We start from the raw sequence: 13,907 nt of genomic DNA, 5'->3' as shown, positions 1-13,907 counted from the left end.
GGCCGCCGCTTGACATCCCCAGCCCCTGGGATGTCTGACCCGGGACGCGCGCCCCGGGACGCGCGCCGCTGGACCCCCGCTGCTGGGCCGGGCCCGTGCCTGGGCCCGTCCACGGCGCGGCCCCCGTCCCTGGCATCCCCCCTCGCGCACGGACCCCGGACGGCTCAGAGCCGTGCTGGAGGCCCGTGTCGCGGTCCCCACCCGCCCGGCGCGCCGCTCCGGCGGGGTCTCGCGGGGTAGACTCGCCGGTGATCAGCAGACGACCCGCGCGCTGCGGCGCGCCGCGGTCGCCTGCGCGGACCTGCCGGAGGGACCCACCGCGTGAGCAGCACCGGAGCAGACGGCGCACCCGAGCGGGACGACGAGCCGGACGTCCCCCGCAGCGAGGAGCCCGCCACCGGGCCGGACGCGGACGTGCAGGACCGCCGGCAGCTCGAGCGGGACGACGTCGCGGACGCCGAGGGCGTCTCCCCCGTCTCCCAGGACGGCTCCGGGCTGGACCCCAGCGCCCGCCCCGAGGAGGCGGCGTCGCTCGCCTCGCAGGTCCAGGGCAGCTACGGCGCGGACGCCATCACGGTCCTCGAGGGCCTCGAGGCCGTCCGCAAGCGCCCCGGCATGTACATCGGCTCCACCGGCGAGCGCGGCCTGCACCACCTCGTCTACGAGGTCGTCGACAACGCGGTCGACGAGGCCCTCGCCGGCTACTGCACCCACATCGAGGTCGAGATCCGCCCCGACGGCGCGATCCGCGTGACCGACGACGGCCGCGGCATCCCCGTCGACGTCCACGCGACCGAGGGGCGCTCCGCGGTCGAGGTCGTCCTCACGGTCCTGCACGCGGGCGGCAAGTTCGGCGGCGGCGGGTACGCCGTGTCCGGCGGCCTGCACGGCGTCGGCGTCTCGGTCGTCAACGCCCTCTCCCAGCGCCTCGACGTCGAGGTCCGGCGCCAGGGGCACGTCTGGCGCCAGAGCTACCGCCTCGGGGTGCCGCAGGCCCCGCTCGAGCGCGGCGAGGAGACCGACGAGACCGGCACGCGCGTCACCTTCTGGCCGAGCGAGGACGTCTTCGAGACGACCGTCTACGACTACGAGACGCTCCGCGGCCGCTTCCAGCAGATGGCCTTCCTCAACAAGGGCCTGACCATCAGCCTCGCGGACCAGCGCGGCGGCGCCCAGCCGGCCGAGGGAGAGGAGGCCGGGGAGACGGGGCCGGACGCCCCCGACGGTGCCACGGGCTCCGACGTCGCCGACGACGGCGCCCGCCGCGGCGTCACCTACCGCTACGACGGCGGCCTCGTCGACTACGTCACGCACCTGAACGCCGCGAAGAAGGTCGACGTCGTCCACGACGAGGTCATCTCCTTCGAGAGCGAGGACACCGAGCGCCAGATCGACGTCGAGATCGCCATGCAGTGGACGGGCGCCTACTCCGAGAGCGTCCACACCTACGCCAACACCATCAACACGCACGAGGGCGGCACGCACGAGGAGGGGTTCCGCTCGGCGCTCACCTCGCTCGTCAACCGCTACGCGCGCGCGAAGGGCCTCCTCAAGGAGAAGGACGACAACCTCACGGGCGACGACATCCGCGAGGGCCTCACCGCCGTCATCTCCGTCAAGCTCGGCGAGCCGCAGTTCGAGGGCCAGACGAAGACCAAGCTGGGCAACACCATCGCCCGGACCTTCGTGCAGAAGGTCGTGGGCGACGAGCTCGGCGAGTGGCTGGAGCGCAACCCGGCCCCGGCCCGCGAGGTCATCCGCAAGTCGCTGCAGGCGTCCGCGGCCCGGATGGCCGCCCGCAAGGCGCGCGAGGCGACCCGGCGCAAGGGCCTGCTCGAGTCCGGCGGCATGCCCGGCAAGCTCAAGGACTGCCAGACCAAGGACCCGGCGCGCTCGGAGATCTTCGTCGTCGAGGGCGACTCCGCCGGCGGCTCCGCCGTCCGCGGGCGCAACCCCGAGACCCAGGCGATCCTCCCGCTGCGCGGCAAGATCCTCAACGTCGAGAAGGCCCGCCTGGACCGCGCGCTCGCCAACAAGGAGGTCCAGGCCCTCATCACGGCCTTCGGCACCGGCATCGGCGAGGACTTCGACATCACCCGGCTGCGCTACCACAAGGTCGTCCTCATGGCCGACGCCGACGTCGACGGCCAGCACATCGCCACCCTGCTGCTCACCCTGCTGTTCCGCTACATGCGCCCCCTCATCGAGGGCGGCCACGTCTACCTGGCGCAGCCGCCGTTGTACCGCCTCAAGTGGACGCAGGGCGAGCACCAGTACGTCTACTCCGACCGCGAGCGCGACGCCATGACCGCCGAAGGCATCGCCGCCGGCCGCCGCCTGCCCAAGGACAACGGCGTCCAGCGCTACAAGGGCCTCGGCGAGATGGACTTCTCCGAGCTCTGGGAGACGACGATGGACCCCGACACCCGCACCCTGCGCCAGGTCACCATCGGCGAGGCGGCGGGCGTGGACGAGATCTTCAGCGTCCTCATGGGAGAGGACGTCGAGTCGCGCCGCTCCTTCATCCAGCGCAACGCCAAGGACGTCCGCTTCCTGGACATCTGAGCGTGGTGTCGGTGATCCACGTGGAACGTGCGGGGTCTCGGGCGCCGTGGCCGGGGGCGCCGGGCGGCTGGTCCGCCCGGGGCACTGGCTCCGCACCCGCGCCGGGCTACCGCCCAGCACGGATGCTCGCCTTACGTGCCCCGGGCGGACCAGCCGCCCAGCGCTCGTGCACGTCGCCCGGACGCGGCGCACGTCCCTCGCGGCTCATCGGCCCTCTCGCCGCTGACCGGGCGCCGACGTCCTCGGCGGGCGGGAGCGGGAGCGGCCGCCTCGCCGAGGAGGTTCTCGCCGCGGAGCGGAGCGCCGCGGAAGAGCGCACACCACCGGTGCGGACGTCAGCCGGGACGACGCGGGCGCGCACCCAGCCACGACCCACCCGGCCACGACGACGGCGACCTCAGCAGCAGCACCGACCACGACGGTGCCCCAGCACGGGCACCGCCCCCTCGACGAAGGACTGACGTGAGCGAGACGACACCGCCCGAGGGGCCGGTCACCGACCGGATCGAGCCGGTCGACCTGCAGCTGGAGATGCAGCGCAGCTACCTCGACTACGCCATGAGCGTCATCGTGGGGCGCGCGCTGCCGGAGGTGCGGGACGGGCTGAAGCCGGTGCACCGGCGGGTGCTGTACGCCATGTACGACGGCGGGTACCGGCCGGACCGCGGGTTCAACAAGTGCAGCCGCGTGGTCGGCGACGTCATGGGGCAGTACCACCCGCACGGCGACAGCTCGATCTACGACACCCTCGTGCGGCTCGCGCAGGACTGGACGCTGCGGTACCCGCTCGTGCAGGGCCAGGGGAACTTCGGGTCGCCCGGCAACGACCCGGCCGCGGCGATGCGGTACACCGAGTGCCGCCTGGCGCCGCTGGCCATGGAGATGGTCCGCGACATCGACCAGGACACGGTCGACATGGGCGCCAACTACGACGGGCGCACGCAGGAGCCGCTCATCCTGCCGAGCCGGTTCCCCAACCTGCTCGTCAACGGCAGCGCCGGCATCGCCGTCGGCATGGCCACGAACATCCCGCCGCACAACCTGCGCGAGGTCGGCTCGGGCGTCCAGTGGTTCCTCGAGAACCCGCAGGCGAGCCGCGAGGAGCTCCTCGAGGCGCTGATCGCCCGCGTGAAGGGCCCGGACTTCCCGACCGGTGCGCTCATCACCGGGCGTCGCGGGATCGAGGACGCCTACCGGACCGGGCGCGGGTCGATCACCATGCGCGCGGTCGTCGAGGTCGAGGAGATCAACGGCCGCACGTGCCTCGTCGTCAAGGCGCTGCCCTACCAGGTGAACCCCGACGACCTGGCGGAGAAGATCGCCGGGCTCGTGCAGGAGGGGCGGATGGCCGGCATCGCCGACATCCGCGACGAGACCTCCGGGCGCACCGGCCAGCGGCTCGTCATCGTGCTCAAGCGGGACGCCGTCGCCAAGGTCGTCCTCAACAACCTCTACAAGCACACGTCGCTGCAGCAGAGCTTCGGCGCCAACATGCTCGCGCTCGTCGACGGCGTGCCGCGGACGCTCTCGCTCGACGGCTTCGTCCGGCACTGGGTGGACCACCAGATCGAGGTCGTCGTCCGGCGGACGCGCTACCGGCTGCGGCAGGCCGAGGAGCGGGCCCACATCCTGCGCGGCCTGGCCCGGGCGCTGGACGCGCTCGACGAGGTCATCGCCCTCATCCGCGCCGCGGCGACCGTGGACGTCGCGCGCGAGGGGCTGATCGAGCTCCTCGGCATCGACGACGTCCAGGCCCGCGCGATCCTCGACATGCAGCTGCGGCGGCTCGCGGCCCTGGAGCGCCAGCGCATCGTCGACGACCTCGTGGCGCTGGAGACGGAGATCGCCGACTACCGCGCGATCCTCGACTCCCCGCAGCGCCAGCGGGACATCGTCTCGGGCGAGCTCGCCGAGATCATCGACAAGTACGGCGACGAGCGGCGGACCGAGATCGTCCCCTTCGACGGGGACATGTCCGCCGAGGACCTCATCCCCGAGGAGGACGTCGTCGTCACCATCACCCGTGGTGGCTACGCCAAGCGCACCCGCACGGACGCCTACCGCTCGCAGCGGCGCGGCGGCAAGGGCGTGCGCGGGACGGCGCTGCGCGGCGACGACGTCGTCGAGCACTTCTTCACGACGACCACGCACCACTGGCTGCTGTTCTTCACCAACCTCGGCCGGGTCTACCGGGCGAAGGCGTACGAGCTCCCCGAGGGCTCGCGCGACGGCCGCGGCCAGCACGTGGCGAACCTCCTGGCCTTCGCGCCGGGCGAGCAGATCGCCCAGGTGCTGGACCTGCGCGACTACGAGCAGTCGCCGTACCTGGTTCTGGCCACCCGCCGCGGGCTCGTCAAGAAGAGCCGTCTCACCGACTACGACTCCCCCCGGGCGGGCGGCCTCATCGCCATCAACCTCCGGGGGGCCCAGACCGCCGAGCTCGACGTCGCCGCCGAGGACGTGGACGTCGAGGGCGACGAGGCGCCGCCGGCCGCGGTGGCGCTCGGCGGGGACGAGCTCGTCTCCGCCGCGCTCGTCGACGCCACCGACGACCTGCTGCTCGTCTCCCGGCGCGGGCAGTCGCTGCGCTTCACGGCGAGCGACGAGGCGCTGCGACCGATGGGCCGGGCGACCTCGGGCGTGACCGGCATGCGGTTCCGGGACGGCGACGACCTCCTCGCGCTCGGCGTCGTCCCCCAGGGCGTCGACCACGACGTCTTCGTCGTGGTGGAGAACGGCATCGCCAAGCGGACCCCCGTCGCCGCCTACCGGGTCCAGGGCCGCGGCGGCTACGGCATCAAGGTGGCGCGCCTGTCCGAGCGCGGCGGCGACCTCGTCGGCGCCCTGCTCGTCGACGAGGGCGACGAGGTGCTCGTCGTCATGGGCCGCGGTCGCATCGTCCGCAGCCGGGTCGACGAGGTGCGCCCGACGGGGCGCGACACCACCGGCGTCCGCTTCGCCACCCCGGACGACGGGGACGCGATCATCGCCGTGGCCCGGGGCGCCGAGCGCGTCATCGAGGCCGAGGTCGCGGCCGCCGACGGGTCACAGGTCGAGGACGACGGCGACACCGCCGGTGCGGGGACGGCCCCCGCGGACGGTGATGGCGTAGCGTCCTCGTCGGTCCAGGACGAGGCGGCCCCGGCGGAGCAGGCCGACCAGGGTGGGCCGACGGACGGCGACGGGCCGGCCGACGACCGAGGGAGTGACGCGTGAGCGGGAGCCAGGCGCGGCCCCAGCAGTCCGGTGCGTCGACGACCGGGCGCACCCAGGGGACGCAGACCGCGCGACCACGCGCGGAGGACGAGCGTGGCCCCGGGCCCCAGGCCGTCCGAGGTGAGCAGGCCCGACGCCCGACCGGGGCGCCACGTCCGGCGACGGGCGCCGGCGACCAGGCCGCGGCGCCGGGCGCCGCGTCGCCACGGACGGCCGCGGCCGCCGGGGCGGCCCAGCGCCGGGTGCGGCTGAGCGTCTCCCGCGTCGACCCGTGGTCGGTGCTGAAGCTCTCGTTCCTCGTCTCCGTGGTGGTGGGCATCGCGGTCGTCGTCGCGGCCGGGACGCTGTGGACGGTGCTGGACGCCGTGGGCGTGTACGACAGCGTCAACAGCCTCATCGCCCAGCTCTCGGGCACCGCCACCGTCGACGTCACGGACTACGTGGGCTTCTCCCAGGTCGTCTCCGCCGCCACCGTGCTCGCGGTCGTGGACGTCGTCATCATCACGGCGCTCGCGACCCTCGGCGCCGTCGTCTACAACGTCTCCTCGACGCTGGTCGGCGGCCTGCGCGTGACGCTCACCGACGACTGAGGCACCGGGGCGCGCGCCGGCCCGTCCGCCCGGTCGTTCGCGCGGGCGCGCACCGCTGCGGTAACCTCCCTCCCGCAGGCGGGACCGCGAGGTCTCGTGGGCACCCGGGCCTATAGCTCAGTCGGTTAGAGCGCTTCCCTGATAAGGAAGAGGCCAGAGGTTCAAGTCCTCTTAGGCCCACCGCTGGCGCCCCGCGCCGGTCGCCCTCCCGGGGGGCGTGGCGCAACTGGTAGCGCACCTGCTTTGCAAGCAGGGGGTTAGGGGTTCGAGTCCCCTCGCCNAGAGGCCAGAGGTTCAAGTCCTCTTAGGCCCACCGCTGGCGCCCCGCGCCGGTCGCCCTCCCGGGGGGCGTGGCGCAACTGGTAGCGCACCTGCTTTGCAAGCAGGGGGTTAGGGGTTCGAGTCCCCTCGCCTCCACCCCCGAGCCGCACGACGACGGCCCCGGACCACGCGGTCCGGGGCCGTCGTCGTGCGGCTCGGTCGTCCCTCGACGCGGCGCGCGGCGCGGGCGGTCCGCCGACGCCGACGGCCCGCCCCCACCCGGGGAGCGGGCCGCCGCCGCGCGTCAGGACGAGGTCAGGAGGACTTCCCCTGCTGCTCCTCGGCCTTGGCCTGCGCCTTGTCCGTGCCCTCGGCGGCCTTCTGGCCCGCCGTGTCGGCGCCGCCCTTGACGGCGTCCGCGCCCTTGTCCACCGCGCTCTTGGCGGCGTCGGCGGCCTTGTCGGCCGCGTCCTTGACGGCACTCGTCGCCGAGGCCGTCGCGGAGCGCGCCGAGTCCGCCGCCTGCGCCGGGGACGTCGAGCTGCTCGTGCCCGTGCTGCTGGTGCCGGAGCCGGCCGCAGGGGCGCCGGAGTAGGCCGAGGTGCCCGTGCTCGCCGCCCACGGGTCCTGCGTGGGGCGGGACGAGCGCCAGGCGGCGTAGCCGGCCGCGCCGGCGGCACCGAGCACGCCGAGGACGAGGAAGGTCTTGCCGACCCGCCCGCTGCGCTGGTTCCGGCGTGCCTTCTTCTCGGCCTTCTTCAGCTGCTTCTGCGACGTCTTGAGGGAGCCCTTGACGGGCTTGTAGGCGTCGTCGACCTTGTCCGAGGCCGCGCCGGCGGCCGCGTTGAGCGACTCGACCAGACGGGGGATCAGGTCGTCGACGAGCTTGTCGTGCGCGGCGTCGACGGCCGGCGCGATGCTGCCGGCGGCCGCGGCGACGCGCGGTGCGGCGGCCTCGACGCTGCGGTCGCGGGCCTTCTCGTAGTGCGGCGTCGCCCAGTCGCGCGCCGCCCCGGCGTACTGGCCGGCGCTCTTGCGGGCGCTCTCGGCCGCGGGGCCGACCTTGTCCTTCAGCGCCGCCGACTGGTCGCGGAGCTGCTTCGCCGCCTTCTCGCTGCGGCTCTTCGTCCCGAGGTGCACGCGGTCCTCCGTGTGGTCAGGGCCCCGGCCGGCTGAGTACCGACCGCGGCGGGTGGCTGCTTCGTGCTCTGGTCTCGAGGCCGGGCCGGCGGTGGTGCGCAGCCCGGGTCGGTGGATCATCCTGCCGTGCGCGCGGCGCTCGCGCCGCCCGGGTGCGCACATCGCCGTCTCCGTTCGCGGACGGCCCCCTGCTGCGTGGGAGGATCGGGCCATGTTCGCGACCCTGAAGACCTCCGCCGGTGACATCCGCGTCGAGCTCTACGAGAACCAGGCCCCCAAGACCGTGAAGAACTTCGTCGGCCTCGCCACGGGCGAGCAGGAGTGGACCGACCCCCGCACGGGCCAGGCGTCCTCCGAGCCGCTCTACGCCGACGTCGCCTTCCACCGCATCATCAGCGGCTTCATGATCCAGGGCGGGGACCCGCTGGGCACCGGCACCGGCGGGCCCGGCTACACCTTCGACGACGAGATCCACCCGGGCCTGGACTTCACGAAGCCCTACGTCCTCGCCATGGCCAACGCGGGCACCCGCGGCGGCAAGGGCACCAACGGCTCGCAGTTCTTCATCACCCTCGCGCCCACCACGTGGCTGCAGGGCAAGCACACGATCTTCGGCGCCGTCGCGGACGACGAGAGCCGGGCCGTGGTGGACGCCCTGGGCGCCGTGCCCACGGGCGCCGGCGACCGCCCGCGCGAGGACGTCGTCCTGCGCTCGGTCGAGGTCGACCGCTCCGCGTGAGCACGAGCGGACCGGGCCCCTGGTCGCCGACCCCGCCCGGCGGGTCGGCGTCCGGGGGTGCCGGCGGAGCGGGCGGCGACGTCCCGGTCTGCCCCCGTCACCCCGACCGGGAGTCCTACGTCCGCTGCCAGCGCTGCGGGCGCCCCGCCTGCCCGCAGTGCCAGCGGGACGCACCCGTCGGCGTCCAGTGCGTCGACTGCGTGGCGCAGGCCCGGCGGGAAGCCCCCGTCGTGCGCACGGCGCTCGGCGGGCGGGCCCGCGGCGGGCGCCCGGTGGTCACGCTCACGCTCATCGGGTCCTGCGTCGCGGTGTACGTGCTGCAGGTGCTCGGGGGCGGCCTCGTCGAGCGGCTCTTCGCGTTCTACCCGGCCCTCGCCGGCAGCCAGCCGTGGCGCTACCTGACCGCCGCGTTCCTGCACGCGCAGAGCGGGCTGCTGCCGCTCCACCTGCTGTTCAACGTGTACGTGCTCTACCTCACCGGCCCGCCCCTGGAGCAGGCGCTCGGACGGGCGCGGTTCGTCGCGCTGTACCTGGTCAGCGCCCTCGGCGGGTCGGTGCTGTTCCAGCTCGTCTGGGCCCTCGGCGTCGGGCCCGTGGGGTCCGCGGCCGTCGGCGCCTCGGGCGCCGTCTTCGGGCTCTTCGGCGCGCTGCTCGTCGTGCAGCGGCGGATGCGCGTGCCGGTCGGGCAGATCGGCGTCGTCGTCGCCATCAACCTCGGGCTGTCGTTCGTCATCCCGAACGTGGCCTGGGAGGCGCACGTCGGCGGGCTCGCGACCGGTGCCCTCGTGGCGCTGGTGCTGCTGAAGGAGCCCCGCCGGCCCCGCCTCCAGGTGGCCGGCATCGCGCTCGTGGCCGCGGTCCTCGTCGTGCTGGCGGTCGTCGCGACCTCCCTGCGCTGAGGCGCGCAAGCCTCCCTCCCGTCCCGTCCGCAGGCCTCGTCCCCCACCGGGGGGCGGGGCCTGCGGCCGTCGGCCGGCACGTCCGCCTGTGGATGACGCCGAGGGTTCTCCACACTGTGGAGAAGACCTGTTGATGAACCACACGGGTGTGGTTCGCTGCTCGTGGGCCTGCCGATCGCGGACGCCCCGCGCCACCTGTTCGCAGGAGGCGACCGTGCACGGTCACCTCCCGCGAACACCGTGCGGCCGAGGGCTCAGCGCCACCGGGTGGTCATGAGGAAGCCGACCAGGATGATCGCGAAGCCGATGACGAGGTTCCAGCTGCCGATCCCGGGGATCGGGTACATGTTCTCGAAGACGTACCAGACGACGATCCACACGAGCCCCAGGAGCATCAGGCCCAGCATCACCGGGACGTACCACCGGGGGTTCGGCCCGGCCGGCGCCGACGCCCGGGCCGCGCCGACCGAGGTCACCGGCTCGTGCTCCGGGCCGGTGGCGGGGTTCCCGCGGCGGCGGCGGGGACGTCGCTTGCGGGACTCCGGCATCGCGGTCTGCTCCTCGTCGTACGGCGGGGTCGTGCGGCGGGGTCGTGCGGCGGAGGGCCGTGCGGCCCGCGGGCGGCGCCTAGCCTAGTGGGCGTGCAGCGCAGGGGGTCCGGGCGGAAGGGCTCCGGGCTCACCCGTGGGGCGGCCGCCGCGGTCGCCGGGGTGCTCTTCCTCGCGGGCCTGCTGTTCTCCACGAGCGCCGGGACGGCCGACGGCGGCGACATCCGCGGCGGTGACGAGGACCTGCGGGGCCTCGTCGTCGACGAGGGCGAGCGGGTGGCCGACCTCGAGGCGCAGGTCGCCCAGGCGCGGTCCGACGTCGACGCCCTCACCGCGCAGGACGACGTCCCGGGCGCGGGGGAGCCGGAGGCGTCCGACCTCGCCGCCGCCAGCCAGACGGCGCCGGTGCGCGGGGAGGGGCTCGTCGTCGAGCTCGCCGACGCACCCCGCGGCACCGTCCTCGGGGCCGGCTACTCGCTGCAGGACACGGTGGTGCACTCCCAGGACGTCCAGGCCGTCGTCAACGCGCTCTGGGAGGGCGGGGCCGAGGGGATGGGCGTGATGGACCAGCGTGTCGTCGCGACGACGGCCGTCCGCTGCGTCGGCAGCACGCTGCGCGTCCAGGGCCGCTACTACCCGCCGCCGTACCGCATCGAGGCCGTGGGCGACCCCGAGCAGATGCGGGCGGCGCTGGAGGCCTCGCCCGCGGTGCAGCTGTACCGGGCGGCGTCGGACGACCTCGGGCTCGTCTACGAGGTGGACGAGCAGGACGTCGACCTGCCCGCCTACGGCGGCTCGCTCGAGCTGTCCTTCGCCCGCCCGGCGTCCGGGTCCTGACCCCGCGGACCCGGACCTCGTCCTCCGCCTCCGACCCCTGACCCCTGACCCCTGGCCCACGACGGGGACCGCTCGCCGGCCCGGCTCCAGGTCGGGCGCCGCGCTGCCGATGACGACCGCAGCAGCACGGACCGGAGGGCGGGAGGGGGTGGCGTGACGACGACGGCTCCGCCGGCACCGACGGGTGCTCCCGGGGCCGCTGCCGCCCCCGGCACGACCGGACGTCCGGCGCGGCGCCGGTCGGCGTCGGCGGCGTCGGCGGTCGCGACCGTCCTCGGCGAGCTCCTCGTGACGCTGGGCGTGCTGCTCCTGCTCTTCACCGCCTGGCAGCTGTGGTGGACCGACGTCGTCGCCGACCGCGCGCAGGCGCAGACCACGGCGGCCCTGGTCGAGGGGTGGTCGGCCCCGACGTCGGTCGGGACCAGCGGGCCGGGTGCGGGGCCGACGTCGGCCCCGCCGCCCGCGCAGACCGACCCCGGACCCGGCGAGGCGTTCGCCGTCGTCCACGTCCCCCGCTTCGGGCCGGACTGGCAGCCGCGGCCGCTCGTCGAGGGCACCGGCGTCGAGGAGCTGCAGGAGGGCGTCGGGCACTACCCGGGCACCGCCCTGCCCGGCGAGGTCGGCAACGTCGCCGTCGCGGGGCACCGCAACACCTACGGCAGGCCGTTCCACGAGATCGCCGAGCTCCGCGTCGGCGACCCCGTCGTCCTGGAGACGGCCCAGGGCTGGTTCGTCTACCGCGCCACCACGCACGAGGTCGTGCGCCCCGACCAGGTGCAGGTCGTCGCCCCCGTCCCCGGCCGGCCGGACGCCGTCCCCACCGAGAGGCTGCTGACGATGACGGCGTGCCACCCCATCGCCTCCGCCCGCGAGCGCTACGTGCAGCACGCGGTCCTCGACCGCTTCGTGCCCCGCTCCGCCGGTGCCCCGGCGGAGCTCGCCGGCCGGACCGCCGCCGGCGGGACGGGCGCGGCGACGGACGGCGGGGGTGCGGCGTGAGCCTCTACGGCGCGCTGTGGCGCCACCTGCCCGGGCCGCCCGTCGTCCGCGCGCTGCTCGCGGTGCTGCTCGCGCTGGTCGTCGTGGCCGTCTGCTTCCGGTGGGTCTTCCCCGCGCTCGCGCCGTCCGTACCCTGGAACGAGGGCACGGTGGGCGCCGCGCAGGCGCCCTCCGCCGGGCCCACCCCCTGACGGCCGTCCCGGCCGCCGGGCACGACCGGCGGTCCGCCCCCCTGGGGCGGGCGGCCACCGCACCGGGAGCCGCCGCGTGAGCAGCCCGAGGGTCCTCGTCGTCGACAACTACGACAGCTTCGTGTGGACGATCGTCGGCTACCTGCAGCAGCTGGGCGCCGACTGCGAGGTCGTCCGCAACGATGAGGTCGACGCCGCCGTCGTGCCGGACGTCGACGGCGTGCTGATCTCCCCCGGGCCGGGGGCACCGGCGGCCGCGGGCTCGAGCCCGGACCTCGTGCGCGCCTGCGCGGACGTCGGCACGCCGATGCTCGGCGTGTGCCTCGGCCACCAGGTCCTCGCCGAGGTGCACGGCGCCGTCGTCACCCACGCCGAGGAGCTCATGCACGGGCGCACCAGCGAGGTGCACCACGGCGGCGACGGCGTGCTCGCCGGCCTGCCGGCCCCCTTCACCGCGACGCGGTACCACTCGCTCGCCGTCGTCGACGCGACCGTCCCCGACGAGCTCGTCGTCACCGCCCGGACGCCGGGCGGCGTCGTCATGGCGCTGCAGCACCGCGAGGCACCCCTGTACGGCGTCCAGTTCCACCCGGAGTCGGTCCTGACCCAGGGCGGGCACCGACTGCTCGCCAACTGGCTGGCGGTGTGCGGCGACGACGGGGCCCCCGCGCGGTCGGCGGGCATGGCCCCGCTCGTCACCCGCTGAGGGCCGCACGCCGCCCGCGGGCCCGCTGCGCGAGCCCGCACGTCGAGATGGGGGCCTGCGTCACGGACGGGCCTCCCGCGTGACGAAAGCCTCCGTCTCGACCAGGGTGGGGGCGCTCGAGCACGTCGGCCCACCGACCGGAAGGACACCGGCACCGTGATCCGCATCACCGTCACCAGCATCCACGTCGACGACCAGGCCAAGGCCCTGGCCTTCTACACCGACGTCCTCGGCTTCACCCTCAAGACCGACCAGCCCGCCGGCGGCGCCCGCTGGCTCACCGTCGTCTCCCCGGCCGACCCCGACGGCGTCGAGCTCCTGCTCGAGCCCAACGACCACCCCGCCGCACGGGCCTACCAGCAGGCGCTCGTCGCCGACGGCATCCCCGCCGCGCAGCTCACGGTCGACGACGTCCACGCCGAGGTCGAACGCCTCAAGGCCCTGGGCGTGACCTTCACCCAGGACGCCGTCGACCTCGGACCCGTCGTCATGGCCGTCCTCGACGACACCTGCGGCAACCTCGTCCAGCTCGCCGCCATGAAGTAGACGCGCGACCCGCCCCCGGTCGGCCGTGGAGCCGGCCGGCTCGCACGTGGTCGTCAGGTCCGGTGACGCACGCGGTAGCGCAGGTACACCGCCCCGCGCGTGAGTCGGCGTTCCTCGACGAGGTCGAGGGTCAGCCGGACGCCGGGAGGGAGGGCGGCGGTGCCGCCGCCCACGACCACCGGGTGCACGACGAGCCCCACCTCGTCGACCAGCCCGGCCCGCAGCGCGACCGCGGCGAGCCCGGCGCCGCCGATGCTGAGGTCCCGGTCGGCCGACGCCTTGCGCGCCGCGACGTCGTCGGCGTCGAGGTCGCGGACGAGCTCGGTGCGCCCGGTGTCCACGGCGGTGAGCGTCCGGGAGTAGACGACCTTGTCGGCGGCCGTCCAGATGCGGGCGTAGTCGAGCTCGACCGGCGTCTGGTCCGGCTGCTCGTGCGCGGTCTCCCAGTAGCGCATCGTCTCGTAGAGCCGCCGGCCGTAGAGGTGCGTGCCCACCTGGCGCTCCAGGTCGTTGAAGAACGCGTGCAGCTCGGCGTCGGGCTCGGTCCAGTCGAACCGGCCGGCGTCGTCGGCGATGTAGCCGTCGAGCGAGGTGTTGATCCAGTAGCGGAGCTGTGCCATGCCGGTGAAGACCGTGGACCACGGGCGATGTCATCGGTCGGGTGCGCGCG

Annotated in this window: 13 protein-coding genes and 2 tRNA genes; 12 read left to right on the top strand and 3 right to left on the bottom strand. The window is 74.7% G+C overall.

The genetic code is table 11. The features are described 5' to 3' along the window. Positions 1-495: 495 nt before the first annotated feature. The 5 genes from gyrB to WDZ17_RS15790 all read left to right on the top strand — a co-directional run bounded on the left by gyrB (position 496) and on the right by WDZ17_RS15790 (position 6,788). Positions 496-2,565, top strand: a complete 2,070-nt coding sequence (gyrB, locus tag WDZ17_RS15810; RefSeq protein ID WP_339576143.1) for a DNA topoisomerase (ATP-hydrolyzing) subunit B — start codon at positions 496-498, stop codon at positions 2,563-2,565. A gap of 462 nt (positions 2,566-3,027) precedes the next feature. Continuing rightward, complete coding sequence (gyrA, locus tag WDZ17_RS15805; protein ID WP_339576142.1) at positions 3,028-5,781, top strand: DNA gyrase subunit A; 2,754 nt, start codon at positions 3,028-3,030, stop codon at positions 5,779-5,781. Further along, a complete protein-coding gene (locus WDZ17_RS15800; protein WP_339576141.1) occupies positions 5,778-6,371 on the top strand; it encodes a DUF3566 domain-containing protein in 594 nt (197 codons plus the stop codon). Before gyrA ends, WDZ17_RS15800 begins: the two co-directional genes overlap by 4 nt. Before the next feature lie 106 nt (positions 6,372-6,477). Next, positions 6,478-6,551 (top strand) — tRNA-Ile (locus WDZ17_RS15795). A 164-nt stretch (positions 6,552-6,715) separates the two neighbouring features. Continuing rightward, positions 6,716-6,788 (top strand) — tRNA-Ala (locus WDZ17_RS15790). A gap of 159 nt (positions 6,789-6,947) precedes the next feature. On the opposite strand, the gene WDZ17_RS15785 is transcribed toward WDZ17_RS15790, so the two are convergent. Continuing rightward, complete coding sequence (locus WDZ17_RS15785; protein WP_339576140.1) at positions 6,948-7,772, bottom strand: hypothetical protein; 825 nt, start codon at positions 7,770-7,772, stop codon at positions 6,948-6,950. Between the two features lie 211 nt (positions 7,773-7,983). Between WDZ17_RS15785 and WDZ17_RS15780 the strand changes: the two genes are divergently transcribed. Together WDZ17_RS15780 and WDZ17_RS15775 are read left to right on the top strand one after the other, a co-directional pair. After that, positions 7,984-8,511: a peptidylprolyl isomerase gene (locus WDZ17_RS15780; RefSeq protein WP_339576139.1), complete on the top strand. Its 528-nt coding sequence runs from the start codon at positions 7,984-7,986 to the stop codon at positions 8,509-8,511. Beyond that, on the top strand, positions 8,508-9,410 hold the full coding sequence (locus tag WDZ17_RS15775; protein WP_339576138.1) for a rhomboid family intramembrane serine protease: 903 nt from the start codon (positions 8,508-8,510) through the stop codon (positions 9,408-9,410). The genes WDZ17_RS15780 and WDZ17_RS15775 overlap by 4 nt, the downstream gene beginning before the upstream one ends. Before the next feature lie 254 nt (positions 9,411-9,664). Here WDZ17_RS15775 and WDZ17_RS15770 read toward each other — a convergent pair whose 3' ends face one another. After that, complete coding sequence (locus tag WDZ17_RS15770) at positions 9,665-9,958, bottom strand: cell division protein CrgA (protein ID WP_339576137.1); 294 nt, start codon at positions 9,956-9,958, stop codon at positions 9,665-9,667. Positions 9,959-10,051: 93 nt separating this feature from the next. On the opposite strand from WDZ17_RS15770, the gene WDZ17_RS15765 reads away from it, so the two are divergent. The 5 genes from WDZ17_RS15765 to WDZ17_RS15745 all read left to right on the top strand — a co-directional run bounded on the left by WDZ17_RS15765 (position 10,052) and on the right by WDZ17_RS15745 (position 13,237). Next, positions 10,052-10,795, top strand: coding sequence for a DUF881 domain-containing protein (locus WDZ17_RS15765; protein WP_339576136.1), 744 nt, complete (start codon positions 10,052-10,054; stop codon positions 10,793-10,795). A gap of 153 nt (positions 10,796-10,948) precedes the next feature. Then, entirely contained in the window at positions 10,949-11,794 is an 846-nt protein-coding gene (locus tag WDZ17_RS15760; RefSeq protein ID WP_339576135.1) for a class E sortase, read from the top strand. Continuing rightward, complete coding sequence (locus WDZ17_RS15755; protein ID WP_339576134.1) at positions 11,791-11,985, top strand: hypothetical protein; 195 nt, start codon at positions 11,791-11,793, stop codon at positions 11,983-11,985. The genes WDZ17_RS15760 and WDZ17_RS15755 overlap by 4 nt, the downstream gene beginning before the upstream one ends. Before the next feature lie 76 nt (positions 11,986-12,061). Then, positions 12,062-12,691, top strand: coding sequence for an aminodeoxychorismate/anthranilate synthase component II (locus WDZ17_RS15750; protein WP_339576133.1), 630 nt, complete (start codon positions 12,062-12,064; stop codon positions 12,689-12,691). Positions 12,692-12,847: 156 nt separating this feature from the next. Beyond that, positions 12,848-13,237 (top strand): VOC family protein, encoded by a 390-nt coding sequence (locus WDZ17_RS15745; RefSeq protein WP_339576132.1) that lies wholly within the window; start codon positions 12,848-12,850, stop codon positions 13,235-13,237. Positions 13,238-13,290: 53 nt separating this feature from the next. Here WDZ17_RS15745 and WDZ17_RS15740 read toward each other — a convergent pair whose 3' ends face one another. Next, positions 13,291-13,857 carry a dihydrofolate reductase family protein gene (locus WDZ17_RS15740; RefSeq protein ID WP_339576131.1) on the bottom strand — a complete coding sequence of 189 codons (567 nt, stop codon included), beginning with the start codon at positions 13,855-13,857 and terminating at the stop codon, positions 13,291-13,293. Between the last annotated feature and the right edge of the window lie 50 nt (positions 13,858-13,907).

It is taken from the genome of Pseudokineococcus basanitobsidens, assembly GCF_037482545.1.
Lineage (GTDB): Bacteria > Actinomycetota > Actinomycetes > Actinomycetales > Quadrisphaeraceae > Pseudokineococcus > Pseudokineococcus basanitobsidens.
Note: the sequence above shows the minus strand (reverse complement) of the source record. Positions and strands in the feature narration are given on the sequence as shown.